The 17,913-nt window shown below is 57.4% G+C and carries 19 protein-coding genes; 4 read left to right on the top strand and 15 right to left on the bottom strand.

Features of this window, described 5'->3' with window-relative positions; translation table 11 throughout:
- Positions 1-37: 37 nt before the first annotated feature.
- The 5 genes from DV711_RS12785 to DV711_RS12765 form a co-directional block, all read right to left on the bottom strand.
- Positions 38-748 carry a sulfite exporter TauE/SafE family protein gene (locus DV711_RS12785; RefSeq protein WP_114696095.1) on the bottom strand — a complete coding sequence of 237 codons (711 nt, stop codon included), beginning with the start codon at positions 746-748 and terminating at the stop codon, positions 38-40.
- A 99-nt stretch (positions 749-847) separates the two neighbouring features.
- Positions 848-1,291, bottom strand: coding sequence for an Hsp20 family protein (locus tag DV711_RS12780; protein WP_114696094.1), 444 nt, complete (start codon positions 1,289-1,291; stop codon positions 848-850).
- Positions 1,292-1,524: 233 nt separating this feature from the next.
- On the bottom strand, positions 1,525-1,896 hold the full coding sequence (locus DV711_RS12775; RefSeq protein WP_114696093.1) for a group I truncated hemoglobin: 372 nt from the start codon (positions 1,894-1,896) through the stop codon (positions 1,525-1,527).
- A gap of 104 nt (positions 1,897-2,000) precedes the next feature.
- On the bottom strand, positions 2,001-2,948 hold the full coding sequence (locus DV711_RS12770) for a GAF domain-containing protein (protein WP_114696092.1): 948 nt from the start codon (positions 2,946-2,948) through the stop codon (positions 2,001-2,003).
- A 213-nt stretch (positions 2,949-3,161) separates the two neighbouring features.
- On the bottom strand, positions 3,162-3,725 hold the full coding sequence (locus DV711_RS12765; RefSeq protein WP_114696091.1) for a phosphoribosyltransferase: 564 nt from the start codon (positions 3,723-3,725) through the stop codon (positions 3,162-3,164).
- A gap of 239 nt (positions 3,726-3,964) precedes the next feature.
- Here DV711_RS12765 and DV711_RS12760 point away from each other — a divergent pair, with 239 nt between their 5' ends.
- Positions 3,965-5,263: an NCS2 family permease gene (locus DV711_RS12760; protein WP_114696090.1), complete on the top strand. Its 1,299-nt coding sequence runs from the start codon at positions 3,965-3,967 to the stop codon at positions 5,261-5,263.
- 141 nt (positions 5,264-5,404) lie between these two features.
- On the opposite strand, the gene DV711_RS12755 is transcribed toward DV711_RS12760, so the two are convergent.
- Together DV711_RS12755 and DV711_RS12750 are read right to left on the bottom strand one after the other, a co-directional pair.
- Complete coding sequence (locus DV711_RS12755; RefSeq protein WP_114696089.1) at positions 5,405-5,887, bottom strand: LEA/WHy family protein; 483 nt, start codon at positions 5,885-5,887, stop codon at positions 5,405-5,407.
- A gap of 57 nt (positions 5,888-5,944) precedes the next feature.
- Positions 5,945-6,709 carry a sulfite exporter TauE/SafE family protein gene (locus tag DV711_RS12750; RefSeq protein ID WP_114696088.1) on the bottom strand — a complete coding sequence of 255 codons (765 nt, stop codon included), beginning with the start codon at positions 6,707-6,709 and terminating at the stop codon, positions 5,945-5,947.
- 231 nt (positions 6,710-6,940) lie between these two features.
- Between DV711_RS12750 and DV711_RS12745 the strand changes: the two genes are divergently transcribed.
- A complete protein-coding gene (locus DV711_RS12745) occupies positions 6,941-7,936 on the top strand; it encodes a hypothetical protein (protein WP_114696087.1) in 996 nt (331 codons plus the stop codon).
- Between the two features lie 24 nt (positions 7,937-7,960).
- On the opposite strand, the gene DV711_RS12740 is transcribed toward DV711_RS12745, so the two are convergent.
- The 3 genes from DV711_RS12740 to DV711_RS12730 form a co-directional block, all read right to left on the bottom strand.
- Positions 7,961-9,334, bottom strand: a complete 1,374-nt coding sequence (locus DV711_RS12740; protein ID WP_114696086.1) for an L-serine ammonia-lyase — start codon at positions 9,332-9,334, stop codon at positions 7,961-7,963.
- Between the two features lie 85 nt (positions 9,335-9,419).
- A complete protein-coding gene (locus DV711_RS12735) occupies positions 9,420-10,355 on the bottom strand; it encodes a sensor domain-containing diguanylate cyclase (RefSeq protein WP_114696315.1) in 936 nt (311 codons plus the stop codon).
- A 237-nt stretch (positions 10,356-10,592) separates the two neighbouring features.
- Complete coding sequence (locus DV711_RS12730; RefSeq protein WP_114696085.1) at positions 10,593-11,042, bottom strand: YaiI/YqxD family protein; 450 nt, start codon at positions 11,040-11,042, stop codon at positions 10,593-10,595.
- Between the two features lie 226 nt (positions 11,043-11,268).
- Here DV711_RS12730 and DV711_RS12725 point away from each other — a divergent pair, with 226 nt between their 5' ends.
- Positions 11,269-12,642 carry a DEAD/DEAH box helicase gene (locus tag DV711_RS12725; RefSeq protein ID WP_207802630.1) on the top strand — a complete coding sequence of 458 codons (1,374 nt, stop codon included), beginning with the start codon at positions 11,269-11,271 and terminating at the stop codon, positions 12,640-12,642.
- A gap of 198 nt (positions 12,643-12,840) precedes the next feature.
- Here the strand turns inward: DV711_RS12725 and DV711_RS12720 are convergent, their stop codons facing one another.
- The 5 genes from DV711_RS12720 to DV711_RS12700 form a co-directional block, all read right to left on the bottom strand.
- Positions 12,841-13,041: a hypothetical protein gene (locus DV711_RS12720; protein ID WP_114696083.1), complete on the bottom strand. Its 201-nt coding sequence runs from the start codon at positions 13,039-13,041 to the stop codon at positions 12,841-12,843.
- Between the two features lie 196 nt (positions 13,042-13,237).
- Positions 13,238-14,521 carry an ammonium transporter gene (locus DV711_RS12715; protein ID WP_114696082.1) on the bottom strand — a complete coding sequence of 428 codons (1,284 nt, stop codon included), beginning with the start codon at positions 14,519-14,521 and terminating at the stop codon, positions 13,238-13,240.
- A 52-nt stretch (positions 14,522-14,573) separates the two neighbouring features.
- Positions 14,574-14,912, bottom strand: coding sequence for a P-II family nitrogen regulator (locus DV711_RS12710; protein ID WP_114696081.1), 339 nt, complete (start codon positions 14,910-14,912; stop codon positions 14,574-14,576).
- Positions 14,913-15,143: 231 nt separating this feature from the next.
- Positions 15,144-15,956: an OmpA/MotB family protein gene (locus DV711_RS12705; protein ID WP_114696080.1), complete on the bottom strand. Its 813-nt coding sequence runs from the start codon at positions 15,954-15,956 to the stop codon at positions 15,144-15,146.
- On the bottom strand, positions 15,953-16,747 hold the full coding sequence (locus DV711_RS12700; protein WP_114696079.1) for a motility protein A: 795 nt from the start codon (positions 16,745-16,747) through the stop codon (positions 15,953-15,955). Before DV711_RS12700 ends, DV711_RS12705 begins: the two co-directional genes overlap by 4 nt.
- A 331-nt stretch (positions 16,748-17,078) precedes the next feature.
- On the opposite strand from DV711_RS12700, the gene phbB reads away from it, so the two are divergent.
- Positions 17,079-17,819, top strand: a complete 741-nt coding sequence (gene phbB / locus DV711_RS12690; RefSeq protein WP_114696077.1) for an acetoacetyl-CoA reductase — start codon at positions 17,079-17,081, stop codon at positions 17,817-17,819.
- Positions 17,820-17,913: the final 94 nt, after the last annotated feature.

Here is a 17,913-nt window from a genome sequence, read left to right as displayed (position 1 = left end):
GTTTGTTTTCGGTTAGCGCCTGTTCCCGCAGGTTGACTCAGCTCACCAGGGTCTGTCCGATAACGATTAGGGCGCTGGCCGAACAGAGCACCAGAATGGCCGGTCGAATCAGTTGAGCGTTAACTCGATGGCGCAAGCGCAGCCCGAGCACGGTGCCCAGCAGGGTGGCAGGGACGAACCAGGCCACGTAGACCCAGCTCTGGGCGGTGATAAAGCCGCCCATGGCTACCCCGGCGAGGGAGATCATACTGCCGATGGTGAAGTAGGCCGACAGGTTGGCTCGCACGTAGTCCGCCGGTTGATTCTGATACAGCAGCGCCATCGGTGGCCCGCCGATGGCCGTGGTGGTGCCGCTCAAGGCCGAGAAGAAACCGGCGATGGCATGGTTGCGCTGGTTGGGTTCGGCTTCAAATTTGAACAGACTGATGGCAACCGCCAACAGCACCGAGGTGGCGATAAAGATCTTGATTCCGTCGATGCCGTAGCGCCCCATCAACCAGACCGCCAGGGCGGTGCCGGGGATCCGGGTGATCAGCGCGATCCACAACGGTTTCCAGTGGATCTCACTACGATGTTTCCACGCCGAGATGCTCAGCTGCAGCAGCGAGACGATGATCAGCGGTGCCGGCACCATCTGCGGATCGATCAAGACCAATAGCGGAACGGCGATCAGTGCCAAGCCGAATCCGATCGTGGTTTGCACCAGCGCAGAAACAAGGACGATCAGGCAGGCTAGCAGTAACAGCATCGGGGGAACTCAGAAAATAGTAAAACGAAAACGGCAGCGCCTGAGCGCTGCCGTACTTGGTTGGACTGCCCACCTTGGTGGGAAAGCCCGTTATCGGGATCAGTTGCCTTCGATCAGCGTACTCTTGCCGCTTTGGATCTCGATCTTGCGGGCTTTCATCGCCTCGGGAATTTCACGTTCCAGCTCGACGTGGAGCAGGCCGTTTTCCATCGAAGCGGCGGTGACGCGGACATAGTCGGCCAGTTGGAAACGGCGCTCGAAGCTGCGTTCGGCGATGCCCTGATACAGGAACTGGCGATTATCGTCCTGGGCCGTCTTCTTGCCGCTGATCACCAGCGTGTTGGCCTGGCTTTGAATGTCCAGCTCGGACTCGGCGAAACCGGCCACGGCCATGGTAATTCGGTATTGGTTCTCGTCCAGCAGTTCGATGTTGTAGGGCGGGTAGCCGGCCTGGTTGGAACCTGCGTTGGCGTTTTCGATCAGGTTGGCCAGGCGGTCGAAGCCGATGGAGGAACGGTACAGCGGGGTGAAATCGATATGCATAGTCACATCCTCAAATGAGCAATATGGTGGTTGCCCCTCTAACACAGAGCGGGCGATTAAAATGGCGGTCCCAGGTGGCGACCGCTGATCTCTATATGTGGTCGAGCCGAAGGTTTTCAACCCGAGATGGGAAAAAGAGAGGGCAGAGCTGAGGCGAGGCTGTTGAGAGGGGCTTGGCAGGGTGAGGGAGTGAGCTGGCTACAGCAGAGGTTGCTCTGCCGTAGCCAATCCGATTAGGCTTCGACGATATCGGCGCGGGTGCTGTCGATAAATGCCAGTACATCAGTACGCTCAGGCATCGGTACCGCAAAAGCGTCAAGCGTGCCGTTGAGGTGTCCCAGGAAGCGGTCCCAGTCGCTTTGACTGATCTGCATGCCGATATGGGACTGCTTCATTTCACGTCCGGTATAGACCATCGGGCCGCCGGCAGCGGAGCACAGATAGTCGATCAGCAGCTGCTTTTCCCTCGCGATGCCATCATCACCGCGGTGTTGCCAGAAACGGCCCAGTTGCGGGTCATTTTGCAGGCGAGGGAGCAGGTCATGGCAGACCGCGGCAATCGCATCGTAGCCGCCTAAACGTTGGTACAGGGAGGATTCACTCATGTTGCTGTTCTCCAAGGTAGTTTCAACTACCGCTAGGGTATGTCGAAGAACGCAACCGCAGGTCAGCCTGGCGTCACAGAGCGGTGATATTACGGTGATATTTTCTATCGGAGTTCGGCGTCTACCCGAGTATTGAGCAGATAACCGCGACCGGCCAGCCCTTGAATCTGCATCGCAGGGACCTTTTTACGCAGCCGAAGCACCAGCGAGCGGAGCGAACTGTCGCTGACGACTACATCTGGCCAGATCAGCTGTTCCAGGTGCTGATGGCTGACCACCTGGTCGACATTATCGATCAAGGTCGCCAACAGCTTGGCTTCCTTAACGGTCAGATGGATCGGTTGTTGGTGCTGGGTCAGGGTCAGATTGTTGGAATCAAACTGATAGCCGGACGGTAGCGGCTGCGTCTGGTGATGTTGCTGCGGTGTCAGCGACGGCTGCTCCGCCATCAACATTAGCATTCGGCTCTTGGTCCGCTGCAGCTCCTCTTCGACCTCCAGTCGTTTGAGGTTATTGCGATAGGCTTCGACCAGGTTGCTGCAGGTCGACAGGAACGGGGCCAGAAAATCCACCAACTGCTGGTCGTAACCATTCTCCCGGTTGGCGATGCCGACCACGCCCTGGAGTCGGCCGTTGGTATAGAAGGGTAATCCCAGAAAACTGTTCAACGGTGGGTGGCCCTTGGGGATCCCACCGGCACGAGGGTCTTCGGCCGGATGGTTGGCGATCACCGGTTCGGCGGTCTTCAGTACTTCTCCGTAGAGACTATCGAGCTTTTTAAACACCATCCCTTTCTCGACCGTATCCTGATACAGCCGTCGGGTCTCATCGCTCCAGGCGATATTGGTGGTGGCGTAGTTCTGGATGTAGGGCGACTGGTGGCGATCGTAGAACACTTCACCGATAAAACCGTACTCGCTGTTGGTCAAACGCAGCAGATCCTCCAACAGTCCGTTGAACAGCCGGTAGGGGTTGGACTCATTGATATAACGGGACAGGGTCGCGCTGATGGTTTGCAGCAGAGCAACGTGATCTTGGTTGCTGATGGTCATGATAAAACGGTGACAGAGGTTGGAAAGATTCGGTCAGTGTAACCTCGGATCCCCTTTTCTCAATTGATCTGGGTTGCCTTTACTGAATAGGGAAGGGCCCGTGAATGGCCGAAACAGAATCGGCCGGACCAGTAGGGTTGATCAGCGGCCATAAAAAAGCCGCTGAATTCAGCGGCTTTCGAAACAGACTTTGCACTAGATGAAGCGTCGATCTTAGAGGTCGTACTCTTCGAAGATTTCGCGCAGTCCGGGTTTGTTCGCCAGCATCTCTTCACGGTCCAGGCCATTCAGCTCGTGGGGGAAGACCAGCCAGTCGTCTGACTTGTGCAGGTAGTAGTGCGGTTCCAGGTCGGTCTGGTTGTTGGCCGGCTTGAACCAGGGGGTGGCGATACGGATATCACCGGGCGTATTCAGGCGCGCCTTTTCCTTCAGCGTATCGATGACCGCTTTGACGCTCAGGCCGGAGTCGAACACGTCGTCGACGATCAGCAGCGAGTCGGGCGCGTTGACGTTGCGGATGATGTAATCCAGGCCGTGAACACGAACTTCTTTGCCACGCTGGCCGATACCGACATAGGAGGAGGTGCGGATCGAAATGTGGTCGGTTTTCACACCCAGGTTATCGAGAATTTCCTGAACCGCGATGCCGACCGGGGTGCCCCCGCGCCAGACACCGACGATAAAGTCCGGGCGAAAGCCGCTTTTGTAGATCTCCAAGCCCAAACGGAACGAATCTTCGAGCAGATCCTGGGCTGATAGATAGACTTTTTCGATCATGTGGGACTCCCCAACAGCAAGTAAACCGCGAACACTAAGACTTTAGTACACGGATGACAATATCCATGTTTAATATTTTGCCCAAATGTCAACAAAAACAGTCGGCATATGGACTTTAGTCGACTAGAATACGCCGCTCAGATTCTGACCAGCCGGATGGTTCGCATCTACATGTTGGGCCCGGCGCCATCAGAACAGCATCTGAGCCCACCAAACCAATGCAGTAAGGGGAGTGCTGTATGGACGCATTAGTGCGTTATTTCAAAATTTCCGAACGGGGCAGTGATATCGGTACCGAAATCCGGGCCGGCCTGACCACCTTTCTGACCATCTCGTACATTCTGTTCGTGAACCCGCAGTTGCTGAGCATCTCCGGGATGCCGGCCAACGATGTCGCCATCGCTACCGCGCTGGCAGCGGCCATCGCGACGCTGATCATGGGTCTGTACGCCAATTTCCCGTTCGCGTTGGCGCCGGGTATGGGGCTTAACGCCTACTTCACCTTCGGCGTCGTTCAGGGCATGGGGGTGCACTGGTCGGTCGCGCTGACGGCGGTATTTATCGAAGGCTTGATCTTTATGGCGCTGGCGATGACCGGCTTCCGGACCAAGCTGATCAATGCGATACCCAAGGCGATCAAGATTGCGACCATGACCGGTATCGGCCTGTTTCTGGCCATCATCGGCTTCCAGAACGCCAAGCTGACCGTCGATCACCCGGCCACCCTGGTAACCCTGGGTGACCTGCACGATCCGGCGGTGCTGCTGTCGCTGGTCGGTATCATCCTCACCAGCGGGCTGATCGTTCGTCAGGTTAAGGGTGCGATTCTGATCGGTATCGTGGTGCTGACCGCTATCGCCTGGGGCTTCGGCCTGTCACCTGCGCCGGAGCAGTTTATGGCCTGGCCGAGCCTGCCGACCGAAACGCTGGCGGCGCTGGACTTCTCGCAGATCTTCACTGGTGCGCTGGTGACCGTGGTCATTGCGTTCCTGTTCGTTGATATCTTCGATACCGCCGGCACCCTGCTGGGTGTGGGTCGTCTGGGTGGCTTCCTCAACGACAAGGGTGAGCTGCCGGGTTCCGATCGCGCCTTTATGGCGGATGCCTCCGGCACCACCGCCGGTTCCCTGTTGGGTACCAGTACGGTTACCACCTACATCGAATCGGCCACCGGTATCGAAGAGGGCGGCCGTACCGGTCTGACCGCGGTGGTCGTGGCGATCATGTTCCTGCTGGCGATGTTCTTCACGCCGCTGTTTACTGCGGTACCGGCGCTGGCTACCGCACCGGCTCTGATCGTTGTTGGCGCGATGATGATGGGCGCGGCCAAGGAGCTGGACTGGACGAAGATGGAAGATGCGGTACCGGCCTTCCTGACCGTGATCGCAATGCCGTTCACTTACTCGATCGCCCACGGTATCACCCTGGGTGTGATCTCCTGGGTGGCGATCCACCTGATCACCGGCAAGGCCCGCGACATCCATCCGCTGATGTGGATCCTGGCGGTCGCTCTGGTGGCCTTCCACGCCTTCCTGTAAGTCGGCGAAAGGATCTGAAAACGGCGCCTCAGGGCGCCGTTTTTTTTGGTCTTCCAGCTGGGTGGAGCGAGTGAGTGCGCAACAAGAGGCTGAACAAGCAAAATGTTCAGACCCTGCCGCAACTCCAACAGGAGAGTTGAATTAGCGGCTTAATCCCGACAGATCGATCTTGCCACTTTCATTGACTTCGACCCTTGGCAGCAGTGAGCCGACATCCAGCTTGGCGTTGAGGTCATAGCTCAGGCTATCGCTGGGCCGGTTGACCAGCGAGCTGAGCATCCGCAGGGTATTGAACAGATTGGCGCTGGCCTGCAGCTGGATATCGCCTTCCCCGTAGGCGGCTATCACCGGCAGATCGTTGGCCACGCCGGTGAGGATCTTGTGCCCCTCGATCTCGACGTTATAGACCAACCCCTTGAGCGACAGCGGGGTTCGATTCGGGTTGATCACATGCAGCCCGATGCCGAACTTGGGGGCGACCCCGTTGGAGGGCAGCAGCTCGAAGGAGGTGAGATTGACCTGGGGTTTTTCAAAGCCGGGCTGAAGTGTGGCACAGCCGCTCAATCCCAGTGCGAACAGGGCTAAGATTCCGAATCGTTGCAGTGCCTTGAATTGCTTGAGCATCCCACTCTCCTTCTCATAGATAGCGCCATATCATAACCGGAGCGCCTGAATGGAGAATTAAAGCAGCAGTTCGTTGAAGCCTTCCACCAGAATTTTCAGGCTGGTCAGAAACAGCAAACCATAGCACAGCAGGTAGAACAGGTTTTCATTGATCCGCTTGTGCATCCAGATGCCGGTGTAGACCCCGATCGGCGCGAAGATCATCAAGGCCAGCGAGGTCAGCAGGTTGCCGCTTTCCAACATCCCCATCAGGGTGTAGGGCACCAGTTTGACGTAGTTGATGACCGCGAAGAAGATCACCGTGGTGCCGGCAAACAGGGTCTTGTCCAATTGCTGCGGCAGCAGGTAGATATTCATCGGCGGGCCGCCGGCGTGGACGCTGAAACTGGTGAAGCCGGCCAGGGTACCCCATAGACTGCCTTTGAGCGTGTCGGCTTGGGTTTTCCGCGGTACTCGACGACGCAGTTTGTTGAGCCAGAAGTTGGCGGTGAACAGCAGTGCGATCACACCGATAATCAGCTTGATATGGGATTCGGAAAGGTATTGGAAACTGAGTGCGCCGATACCGATCCCCAGTACTGCGGCGGGCAACAGAATTACCAGGTTGCGACGGTCGTAGTTACCTCGAAACCCCCACATGCTGACCAGATCCATTACACACAGAATCGGCAACATGATCGCGGCGGCTTGAAAGGGCGATACCGCCATCGACATCAGGGGGACTGCGATCAATCCCAGACCTCCACCAAGACCTCCCTTGGAGATGCCGACAATCAGCACCGCAGGGATGGCAAACAGGTAAAACAGCGGGTCGGTGATCAAGGCCGAAGTCTCGGTGGGGCAATGGGTCGATCAGCATAGCGGACCGCTTTGATCAGGGCCAGCGAAGTCCTGGGCCTTGAATCCAAGGGGATTTTTTTGCCCAGGATCAACCGCAGGCGGAAAAAGTCTGCCATATTAACTTTCAGACTTGTCCCGAAGATTTGTCAGGGTAGTCTTTTAAACGGACGTTTTAATTTCTCGCCTTGCCCCTGCAACCGCTGGATAACTTTTATGGATACAAAGGTCGGTCTTTTCTTTCTACTCAATACGGATAAAGCCAAAGCGCCGGCCGACTTCGGCATGAACTTACCAGTCTCGTCGGTGGCACCGCTGTACGAGTCCCTCGAGGAAAACTGCCGCTTCACCAAGGTCAACTATCCCGACTGTACCGTTTACGGACTGAGTTATTTCAGCAAACCGTATCAGACCGACATTATGGTGGTGGTCCGAGACATGGACAGTATCGGTCGCAAGCATCTTGAAACCCAATGCGCCTTTCAGATATCTGAGATGCTCAGTCTGAATGAACCGGTCCACTACGGCGAGTATCTGCACCAGGCGATCTGGATGCCGCGGGGATTGCAGAAACAGGAGTTCCTGAACACGCTGACCCATGCCAGCGGTGATCCGGAACCGAACCTGGATGGCGTGACCCGTAAGTACACGGGTAGTAACTGGTCGATGAACTACCATCGCGGCTTTATCTTCGGCGGCAAGCAGGAAGCCTGCTTTGCACGTTCGCTAGCGCTGTATGGACTGGGTCTGGCTTACCACTTTCAACTCAACAGCATGATCAATCGGTTGTCGCAGATGACGAGCCTCGGTGGTGATCAGCTCAATCGCGCCCAGCTGGAGGTGCAGCGTTTCTGCGCCCAGTATCTGTTCGACAATCCGGTGCGTTCAAGGCATCACGAGCAGTACGAAAACTATCAGTTGATCGTCAAGACCCTGGACCTGCAAACCCTGGAGCAGCAACTGCGCAAGAAGCTGCAGGACCTGCAGCGACTGGCAGAGTTAAAGAGCGGCCGCGAGTCGATTGAGGGAGGCTTGGGGTTGGCTGCTGAGTCGCGACCGGTGCCGGAGGCTCGCAACGGCAATGGCGACCAAGCTGGTGGAAGGGGTGGTACCAAGTTGGTGCTGGCCGCACTGCTCGGCGTGGTGGTGGCGGCCGCCGGACTGGCCTATTCCGACAGCTTGCTGGCGTGGTTCAGAGGGCTGGGCGGTTAATCCCCGTTAACCGTCCAGGCCGCCTCAACAGTCGATCACATTGACGGCCAGCCCGCCCTCGGAGGTCTCCTTGTATTTGGCCTGCATATCGTGGCCGGTGTCCTTCATGGTCTTGATCACCTTATCCAACGACACGAAATGTTCACCGTCGCCCCTGAGCGCTATCTGAGCGGCATTGATCGCCTTCATCGCGGCGATGGCATTGCGCTCGATACAGGGAACCTGAACCAGACCACCGACCGGATCGCAGGTGAGTCCAAGGTTATGTTCCAGTCCGATTTCGGCGGCGTTCTCAACCTGCTGCGGGCTACCCCCGAGTACCTCGGTTAAACCGGCGGCGGCCATCGCGCAGGCTGAGCCGACCTCGCCCTGGCAACCGACATCGGCGCCGGAGATCGAGGCGTTGGTTTTACAAAGCGCTCCCACCGCCGCCGCACCGAGAAAGAACCGAGCGATCTGTTCGTCATCCAGGCCGTGGTTGTAGCGGATCAGGTACTTCAGCACCGCCGGAATCACACCGGCGGCGCCGTTTGTGGGTGCGGTGACGATTCGACCTCCAGCTGCGTTCTCTTCGTTGGTGGCCAGCGCAAACAGATTGACCCAATCCATCCCTTCCAGACTGGCGGCGATCAGATTGGCCGGCTGTTTCAACCGCAGTGCCTGATAGAGCTCGGGAGCTCGCCGTTTGACCGCCAGGCCGCCGGGAAGGATGCCGCGACTGTGGAGTCCCCGGTCGATCACTTCATCCATCACCTTCCAGATCTCGACCAGACGCTGGATCACCTGTTGCCGGGATTGCAGGCTGGATTCGTTACGCAGCACCAGTTCGCTGATCGAGATCTTGTGTTGCTGACACAGCTCCAACAGCTGTGCTGCGGATCGGAACGGATAGGGCAGGTCCAGCGGAGTCTGTTCGACGGCTTCGTCCTGACCCTGTTGGTGAATAAAACCGCCGCCGATGGAGAAGTAGGTCTGATCGAGCAGGCTGTCGCCATCGTCGTTGTAGGCGGTTAAACGAAGCGCGTTGGGATGCTCGGGCAGCGGTACCGGATCGAACACCAGGTCTTGGTCATAATCGAAGTCGACAGGGTGGCGTTGCAGCAGCCGGATACGCTGCTCGGTCTTGATCTGATTGAACCAGGGCTCAATCTGGTCCGGGTCGATCTGATCGGGCAGTTCACCGAGCAATCCCATCAAACAGGCACAGTCGGTGGCGTGACCGACACCGGTTGCGCTGAGGGATCCGAACAGATGAATTTGGACGCGGGTTGTTAGGGCTAGCAGGCCGTTGTGATCCAGCTCGGTGGCAAAGCGGTTAGCCGCCAGCATGGGGCCAACGGTATGGGAGCTTGAGGGACCGACCCCGATTTTGAATAGATCGAATACACTGACCGGCATGATTAGGCCCTCCCGTCTGCTATCTGCTTACAGTGTAGATTGGATTGCCGGGAGGCTTTGGTGGCGACAGTAAAGTACGGGGGTGCTAGCGCTGTTTTTGCCGGTACATGCGGCGGTCGGCCTTTTCAAGCCAGAACTGCAGCGGCTTGTGCGGATTATCCAGCAGTACGCTGCCGATGCTGGCGCGTAACTGTTGCTGTGCCAGCAGCTCGGAGATTCTCTCGGCGATGGTATCCAGCTGTTGTTGATCTTTAGCGGCGACCAACATCACAAACTCATCACCGGACAGCCGTGCCGAGACGTCATTTTCCCGCACCACCTGGCGAATAGAGGCTGCCAGCTGTTGCAAGGCGGCGTCTCCGGCCGCATGGCCTTGGGTGTCGTTGATCTGTTTCAAGCCGTCCATATCCAGGTACAGCAGTCCCAGGTTCAAGCTGGAGCGTTTCGCCAGCGCTAGATACTGGCTTGCGACCGAGTTGAAGCCGCGACGGTTGTAGAGTTCGGTTAGTTCGTCGGTCATCGCCAGGTCGGAGATAACCTGGTACTGGTGCAGGATCCCAAGGTCGGCTTCGATCAGGTCACGCAACTCACTGAGTAGGTCGACATAGCTTTCACCGTAATCGGTGCTATCGAAATCCATCACGCAGATGGTGCCAAACGGGCGACCATCGGGCCAGAACAGCGGAAACCCCAGGTAGGAGTGGAAGCCGTCGTCGGTCACTTCGGGGTTACTGTCCCAGAATGGGTCTTTGGAAGCGTCCTTAACGTAGAGCTGGCGGCGCTGTTCGACCACCTTGCGGCAGAAGATATTGGTCTCTTCCGGAATCAGTACGCCGGGTTCGTAGGGGTTGCTGTCCTGATCGCTGGAGATGACCACTTGATAGCCGCCAGGACCCGACTGAACGATAAAGCCGGCGGGGGCTTTGAATACCCGTGCCATGACATCGACAGTTTTCTGCCACTTGTCCAGCGGCATAAGGCGTTCTTTCTCTTCTAAAACCCAGTGGTCAGGACTAATCATGGTCATACCTCGCCAATGGCGGACTACACAACTGACAGCTCAGCCTGGGTGTTGTCGGATTAACACCTCGTTTTGAACCGAATCTAAGATGCCTGGGTTGACCTATCCGCCGGACGGGCCTCAGCAACCGATGTCGCCCATGGCGCGCTAAACCCAGCGTCAAGGCATCTTGATCAATAGACTCGCTAACTGTCGGTTCGTTTCGTCGCTGGTAATTATAGTTGGGGGCGACCGGGATTAGCGGCTTCTTTGGGCCAGCAGTCGATCGAGCTGATTGGCGAAGGCCTGACGGTCGGCCTGGGACAGCGCCGCAGGACCTCCGGTCTGGACCCCGCTGGCACGTAAGGTTTCCATGAAATCGCGCATATTGAGGCGCTGGCGGATGCTCTCGCTGGTATAGAGTTCGCCACGCGGATTCAGGGCCAGGGCCTGCTTCTCGATCACCTCGGCAGCCAGAGGTATATCGGCGGTAATGACCAGATCGCCGGGCTGGGTCTGCTGGACGATATAGTTGTCGGCGATATCAAAGCCCGACTCGACCCGCACAGCGCTGATCCAGGGTGAGGGCGGGGTGGCGATCAGTTGGTTGGCCACCAGGGTCAATTTGACCTCCACCCGCTGGGCGGCTCGGAACAGGATATCGCGAATAACCTTGGGGCAGGCGTCGGCATCGACCCAGATCTGCATAAAAACCTCGTAATTTGTACCGCTGAAACGGTGCTGTGCCAGACTGTGGATAAGAAATTGAGTAGAATGGCCGCCATCTAGGGCTTGCTAACACTATTTGAATCCTGCCTGCTGTGTCCATTTTTTCGCTCAGCAAGGCAGAAGGTGTAGTAGGTTCGGTTCCAATAGAGTTTACAGGCTCTAACGCCGCCCTCCGGCCTATTCGAGTTTTATCCGAGGAATTTACGTGTTTTCTGACTTATCGCTGCATGAGCGCCTGCAAAAAGCGCTGGCCGAGTTGAATCTGCAACAGCCCACCGAGGTGCAGCAGCAAGCCATCCCCAAGGCGCTGGATGGCCGAGATCTACTGATCAGCGCTGAAACAGGCAGCGGTAAGACCGCCGCCTATCTGCTGCCGAGCCTGCACCGCTTTCTGGCAACCGACGCTCCGAAGAGCGGCACCCGGGGCCTGGTATTGCTGCCGACCCGGGAGTTGGCGCGACAGGTGTTCAAGCAGTTTAAGCAGTTGAGCGCGTTCACCCATCTTCAGGCGGGCCTGATCACCGGGGGTGACGACTTTAAATACCAGCGTTCGATCTTTCGTAAGAATCCGGAACTGATTATCGCCACGCCGGGGCGAATGCTGGAGCATATCAAGCGTAACTCCTGCGATCTGAGTGACTTGGAAGTGTTGGTCCTCGATGAGGCCGATCGAATGCTGGACCTGGGCTTTGCCGAGGATGTGCTGGCGATCGCCGAGAATTGCCGGGCCGAGCGTCAGACCCTGCTGCTGTCGGCGACCCTGAAGACCAAGGGGTTGATGCAGGTGGTGGATCGGGTTCTCCGGGATCCGGAAGAACTGATCCTCAGCGGCGCCCGAGATCAGCACGGCAATATCTGCCAGCAGATCGTGTTGGCCGATGATCGTACCCATAAAGAGCGACTGCTGTACCGGCTGCTGGAGAAAGAGCAGTACAACAAAGTGATCGTGTTCACCAACACCAAAGCTCAGGCCGAACGCCTGGGCGGTGCCATCCGCTACCGTCGCCATCGTGCCGGGGTATTGCAGGGGGATATGACCCAGGATGAGCGCAACAAGGTGATGGATTGGATGCGGCGCGGCAATATCAACATCCTGGTGGCCACCGATGTGGCGGCCCGAGGTCTGGATATCAGCGGTGTCGATCTTGTGATCAATTTTGATATGGCCCGGAGCGGTGATGAGCATGTGCACCGGGTTGGTCGTACCGGGCGAGCCGGGGAGAGTGGACTGGCAGTCAGCCTGATCAGCGCTTCGGAATGGAATCTGATGGCCAGCATCGAGCGTTACCTGCGACTGCAGTTTGAGCGTCGGGTCGTGCCCGGGTTGGAAGGCAAGTATAAGGGGCCGGCCAAGCTCAAGTCCTCCGGCAAGGCGGCCGGTATCGGCAAGCGTACCAAGGGCCGCGGTGATAAGCGTCGCGGCGAGTCAGAAGCCGGAGCCAAGAAGCCCAAGCAGCGGCTGCGGGACCAGAAATCGATCGGCAAACGCCGTAAACCCAGCGGTAACAAGCCCGCCGGCGATCAGGCCGGATCCGGTGCCCTCGGCGATGGCCTGGCACCCTTTACCAAGCGCCGCTGATCAGCCCGGCTCGGCGCTGGGGGAAGATCTCGGCACTAGTCCAGGCTGAACCTGTTGGCAATTGAAACAGACTCCCGGCGGCTTTGGATTGGCTGAAAAATGTTCAGCTGAATTGCACCGGGCTTCGGCCTATTCTGTAACTGGGCAGGTGACAGACACTTAGAGGGGTTGGCAACTAAGCTTGAGGGGTTGGTGATGTTAACTTACAAGGACTGCCTGGAAGTCAGCGATCTCCATCAGAGTGAAGTCGATGCGGTGGCCGAGCATGAGCATCTGCAAGGTTTGCCGGCGTTGGCAGAATGCGAACATTTGCTCCACACCGACCAGGGTATAGAACGGATACAACACATGATTGTGGATGATATCCAGCATGCGCAGCGCGCCGGGAAGTTGCAGCATGCACGCGATCTAAGACGGGTTTTGACCCGTTTCACGAAGCACCATCCATGTGGTGCCGGTCACTAAGGGTGACCATACAGGCCTGAACTGGGGCCGAAATGAAACAGGGGTGTCGCAACGACACCCCTGTTTTTTTGGGGTACCTAGAAGCCCTGTTGAACCCAGTTAAGGGCGGACACAAGGCCGCTTGGATGAGTTACAGGTTGTAACCGGTCTCTTCGTGTTCGGCGGTATCCAGGCCTTGAATCTCGACATCCTCATCAACCCGCAGCCCGACCATCGCGCCCACCAGCTTGAGGATGATCCAGGTGACGATCGCGGTATAGACGAAGGTGACGACGATACCCACCAGCTGGACCCAGACCTGTCCGCCCATGGTGTCGATGCCGTCGGCAAAGCCGAAGCCGCTGAATACACCCAGGCTGGTGCTGGAGAAGATACCGGCCATAAAGGTACCCAGGATGCCGCCGACGCCGTGCACCGGCATTACGTCGAGCGAGTCATCGATCTTCAGGGTGCGCTTGATGTACTGGGTCGCCATAAAGCAGACCCCACCGGCCACAATACCGATGATCAGTGCACCGCCCGGGCCGACGAAACCGGAAGCCGGGGTAATGGTACCCAGGCCAGCCACCATCCCGGTGACCGCACCCAGCACGCTGGGCTTGCCGAACTTGACCCATTCGATAAAGGACCAGACCAGCACACCGGCTGCGGCGGAGATGTGGGTAACCAGCATCGCCATCGCTGCGTCGCCGTTGGCTGCCAGCGCCGAGCCGCCGTTAAAGCCGTACCAGCCGACCCACAGCATGCCGGCACCGGTGACGGTCATGGTCAGGTTGTGCGGAGGCATTGCCACCTGCGGGAAGCCTTTACGGGGACCAACCACAATGGCGGCAACCAGCGCAGATACACCACAGGTGATATGCACCACGGTACCCCCGGCGAAGTCGTACAGACCCATCTGGCCAAGCCAGCCGCCGCCCCAGACCCAGTGGGTAACCGGCGAGTAAACCAGTACCAGCCAGATGCAGCTGAACAGCAGCATGGCGCTGAACTTCATCCGCTCGGCAAAGCCACCGATGATCAGCGCCGGAGTAATGATCGCGAAGGTCATCTGGAACAGCATGAACAGCGGTTCGGGAATATCCCCCATCAGCGTGTCTTTGCTGATACCGGCCATCATTACCTTGCTCAGGTCGCCGATCCAGGCGTTGCCTTCGCCAAAGGCCAGGCTGTAGCCGAACATCATCCAGATGATCGACGCGACGCCGGCGATGGTGAAGCACTGCATCAACACCGACAGGACGTTCTTGGAGCGGACCAGACCGCCGTAGAACAGCGCTAGGCCGGGCAGGGTCATAAACAGCACCAGCGCGGTTGAGGTGAGAATCCAGGCGGTATTGGCGCCGTTGAGTTCATCGGCCATGGCGATACCCGGGGACATCAGCAAAGCGAGGGTAGCGATTCGTTTTAGCATGGGGGCGTTACCGTAGTTCTATGGAGTTCAGTGAAAGTCGTCAGGGACGGGCTCAAAGCGCGTCGTTGCCCTGTTCGCCGGTGCGGATCCGCACCACTTCGTCGAGTGGGCTGACAAAAATCTTGCCGTCGCCGATCTTGCCGGTGTTGGCGGTTTTGACGATCGCCTCGACGGCCGTCTCGACCTGCTCATCGCTGACCGCAGCTTCGAGCTTGACCTTGGGGAGGAAGTCGACCACGTACTCGGCGCCGCGATAGAGTTCGGTATGACCTTTCTGACGGCCGAAGCCTTTGACTTCGGTCACGGTCACCCCGTTGACCCCGTTTTCGGACAGGGCTTCGCGGACATCGTCGAGTTTGAACGGCTTGATGATCGCAGTGATCAGTTTCACGTTTGTCTCCTTTTTTGGGCCTTGGTGGGCGATCTGACGCCGCCCTAAGTCAATTGGTATCGGATAAAGCACAAAATGTGCCATTCAAAAAAGGCTTTGAATTCAAAGAGATAAAATAGCGTGTTCAATTCTGGGGAGTGAATATGCACGGAGTTGGTGCGAGCGGGCGGAGTTGCTGCCCGCAATTGGTGCAAAGAGCGGAGTGTTGCGTAAAGATGGTGCGTGCTGCGATCAGTTGCTGATTCGAGCCCGCTTTTCGAGCACAAATTCGATCCGGCGGTTCTGCTTGCGCCCCTCGGCGGTGTCGTTGCTGACCAGCGGCACCGAGTCGCCGAAGCCGGTGGCGGTCAGGCGACGTGGTGAGATCCCTTTGCTGAGCAGATAGCGCAATACCGTGGTGGCACGCACCGCCGACAGCTCCCAGTTGGATTCGAAGCGGCTGCTGCTAAGCGGCAGGTTATCGGTATGGCCCTGAATATCGATGTTGAAATCATGGCGCTTGTGAAATACCCGGACCAGATTGTCGAGCACATCGTCGACCTGAAAATTGAGTTCGACCGAGCCCGAATCAAACAGCGCCTGGCCCTTCACCTGAATCACGATGGTGCCGTCGATGGGGGTGTCGATCTCAACCTCGTCGGCCAGGTTCTTATCCGCCAGGGTAGATCGCAGCTGTTCGGCCAGGGCTCGCCACTGCTGTTCGACGGCCGGCGTCGGGGCGCTGGCGAAATGGTCCTGCTGTTGCTGGCGGGAGTTGGGAATCGGATTCTCGGGATCGTCGGTGATCTCCTGATTCAGCTCGGTCAGGGTACGGCGGACCGCATCATTGGGCAGCGGCACGATACTGTTGCCGGCACCCGACTGGCCGAGACTGACCTGAATCGAGTTCATCGCCGAGCGGAATTTATCGATCTCCACGGTCGACATGGTGAACAGCAGAATAAAGAACACCAGCAACAGGGTGACCAGGTCGGCAAAGGTGGTGATCCAAGCTGGACCATCATCCTCCTCCAGCACTGAACCGGATCGGCTGGGGCCGTTCAAAGGGTCGGCTCCTTGACGGTGTTGGCGCCGGTATGACGGGTCAGCGGCTTACGCTTCACCTCGGGAATATAGGAGGACAGGCGCTCGTAAACGTTGGCGTAATGGTCGTTGCTGAGAATACTCAGGGTGCCTTCACGGATGATCTCCAGATTGGTGATCTGCACCTGGGTCCGGCGCCGCAGTTTACCGGCGATCGGCAGGAACACCATTGACGACAGCAGTGAACCGTAGAAGGTGGTCAGCAGCGCTACCGCCATGGCCGGGCCGATAGTGGCAGGATCGGTCAGGTTGCTGAGCATCTGGATCAGACCGATCAGGGTGCCCAGCATGCCGAAGGCCGGCGCATACATGGCCATCTTCTTGAATACATCCTGGACCGCGTAATGGCGGACCATCAACGAGTCGATCTCGGTCTGCAGGGTGGTGCGGACCATCTCTTCGGTGGAGGCTTCGGCGATCAGCATGCAGGCGCGCTGCAGAAACTTGGAGTTGGTTTCAACCTTCGACAAGGCCAGCAAACCGTTGCGGTGGCTGATCTTGCTCAGTTGCAGCATGGTGTCGATCATCTTCTGCTGATCGGTATCGTCGCGGGTAAAAACGATATAGGCGGCACGGAACGCCGCCGTAACATCGGTGAAACGTACGGTCAGTAGTGTGGCTGCCCAGGTGCCGCCGAATACGATCATCATTCCGGGCACGTTGACGAACAGGTCGGCGTCGCCCCCGATAAAGATGGCACCAATAATCAGTGCCAGGCCGGAGAGAAAGCCCAGCAGTGAAGCAAAATCCATTTGATGGTTCCTGCCTAAGAAACGAGGTAGGGGTCATTATGCCTAAACCGGCTGGCAGGATATTGATAAGCATCACGATTTCGTCGACCACCGGGCAGATAGATGGAAAAGAACCATACTGAAGGACTGATCAGTAATGGAGAGCAGAGGGAGTCTGCCCGACGAGGTTATCCTAAAAACTAAGTGCAACCCGCGACGGCTTTGCTATAGTCGAGCAGACCAGTCGCAAAAAATTAAAAAGGAACTGGCCATGTTGTACATCGATTCTGACTCTGTTGATGCAGAAATGGTCGATGAGATGGATCAACATACACACTAGGAGAGGTTATATATGACTCAACGGATCGCATTGGTAACGGGCGGTACAGGTGGTATCGGATCGGCAATCTGTGAAGCCCTTGCGGATGCAGGGATGAAGGTCATTGCTGGTTACAGCAACGAAGAAAAAGCTATTGCATGGCAGCAGGACCAAAAAGCTGCCGGGAAAGATTTTCTGATTCAGCATGTCGATGTCACCAGCCTGGAATCCTGTGAGCAGGCCGTGGCTGAAGCCAAAGAGAAAGCAGGTGGAGCCATCGACGTGCTGGTTAACAATGCGGGTATCACCCGTGACGGCGTGTTCAAGAAGATGAGCTGGGATCAGTGGCATGCCGTTATCAACACTAACCTAGACAGCGCCTTCAACATGACCCGTCCGGTCTTTGAAGACATGCTCAACAGCGGCTTCGGTCGTGTCATCAACATCTCGTCGGTAAACGGTGAAAAAGGCCAGTTCGGCCAGAGCAACTACTCGGCGGCCAAAGCTGGTCTGCACGGTTTCACCAAAGCGCTGGCACAAGAGGGTGCGCGTAAGGGCGTTACCGTCAACACCATCTCGCCGGGTTATATCCTGACCCCGATGGTTGCCAAAATCGATCAGGCGATCCAAGACAAGATCACTGCGGGTATCCCAGTTGGTCGCATGGGTGCTCCGTCTGAAATTGGTCGCGCGGTTGCCTTCCTGGCAGCGGATGAAGCCGGTTACATCACCGGTTCGAACCTGTCGATCAACGGCGGTCAGCACATGTTCTAATACCGGACATCCGGAGGAAAAAAGCCCCGCAATGCGGGGCTTTTTTGTGCCTGTCGCAAAGCGACTTAGCTTACCAGCTGTCTCAGCTCGGATC

The organism is Motiliproteus coralliicola (assembly GCF_003345655.1).
GTDB lineage: Bacteria > Pseudomonadota > Gammaproteobacteria > Pseudomonadales > Balneatricaceae > Motiliproteus > Motiliproteus coralliicola.
Note: the sequence above shows the minus strand (reverse complement) of the source record. Positions and strands in the feature narration are given on the sequence as shown.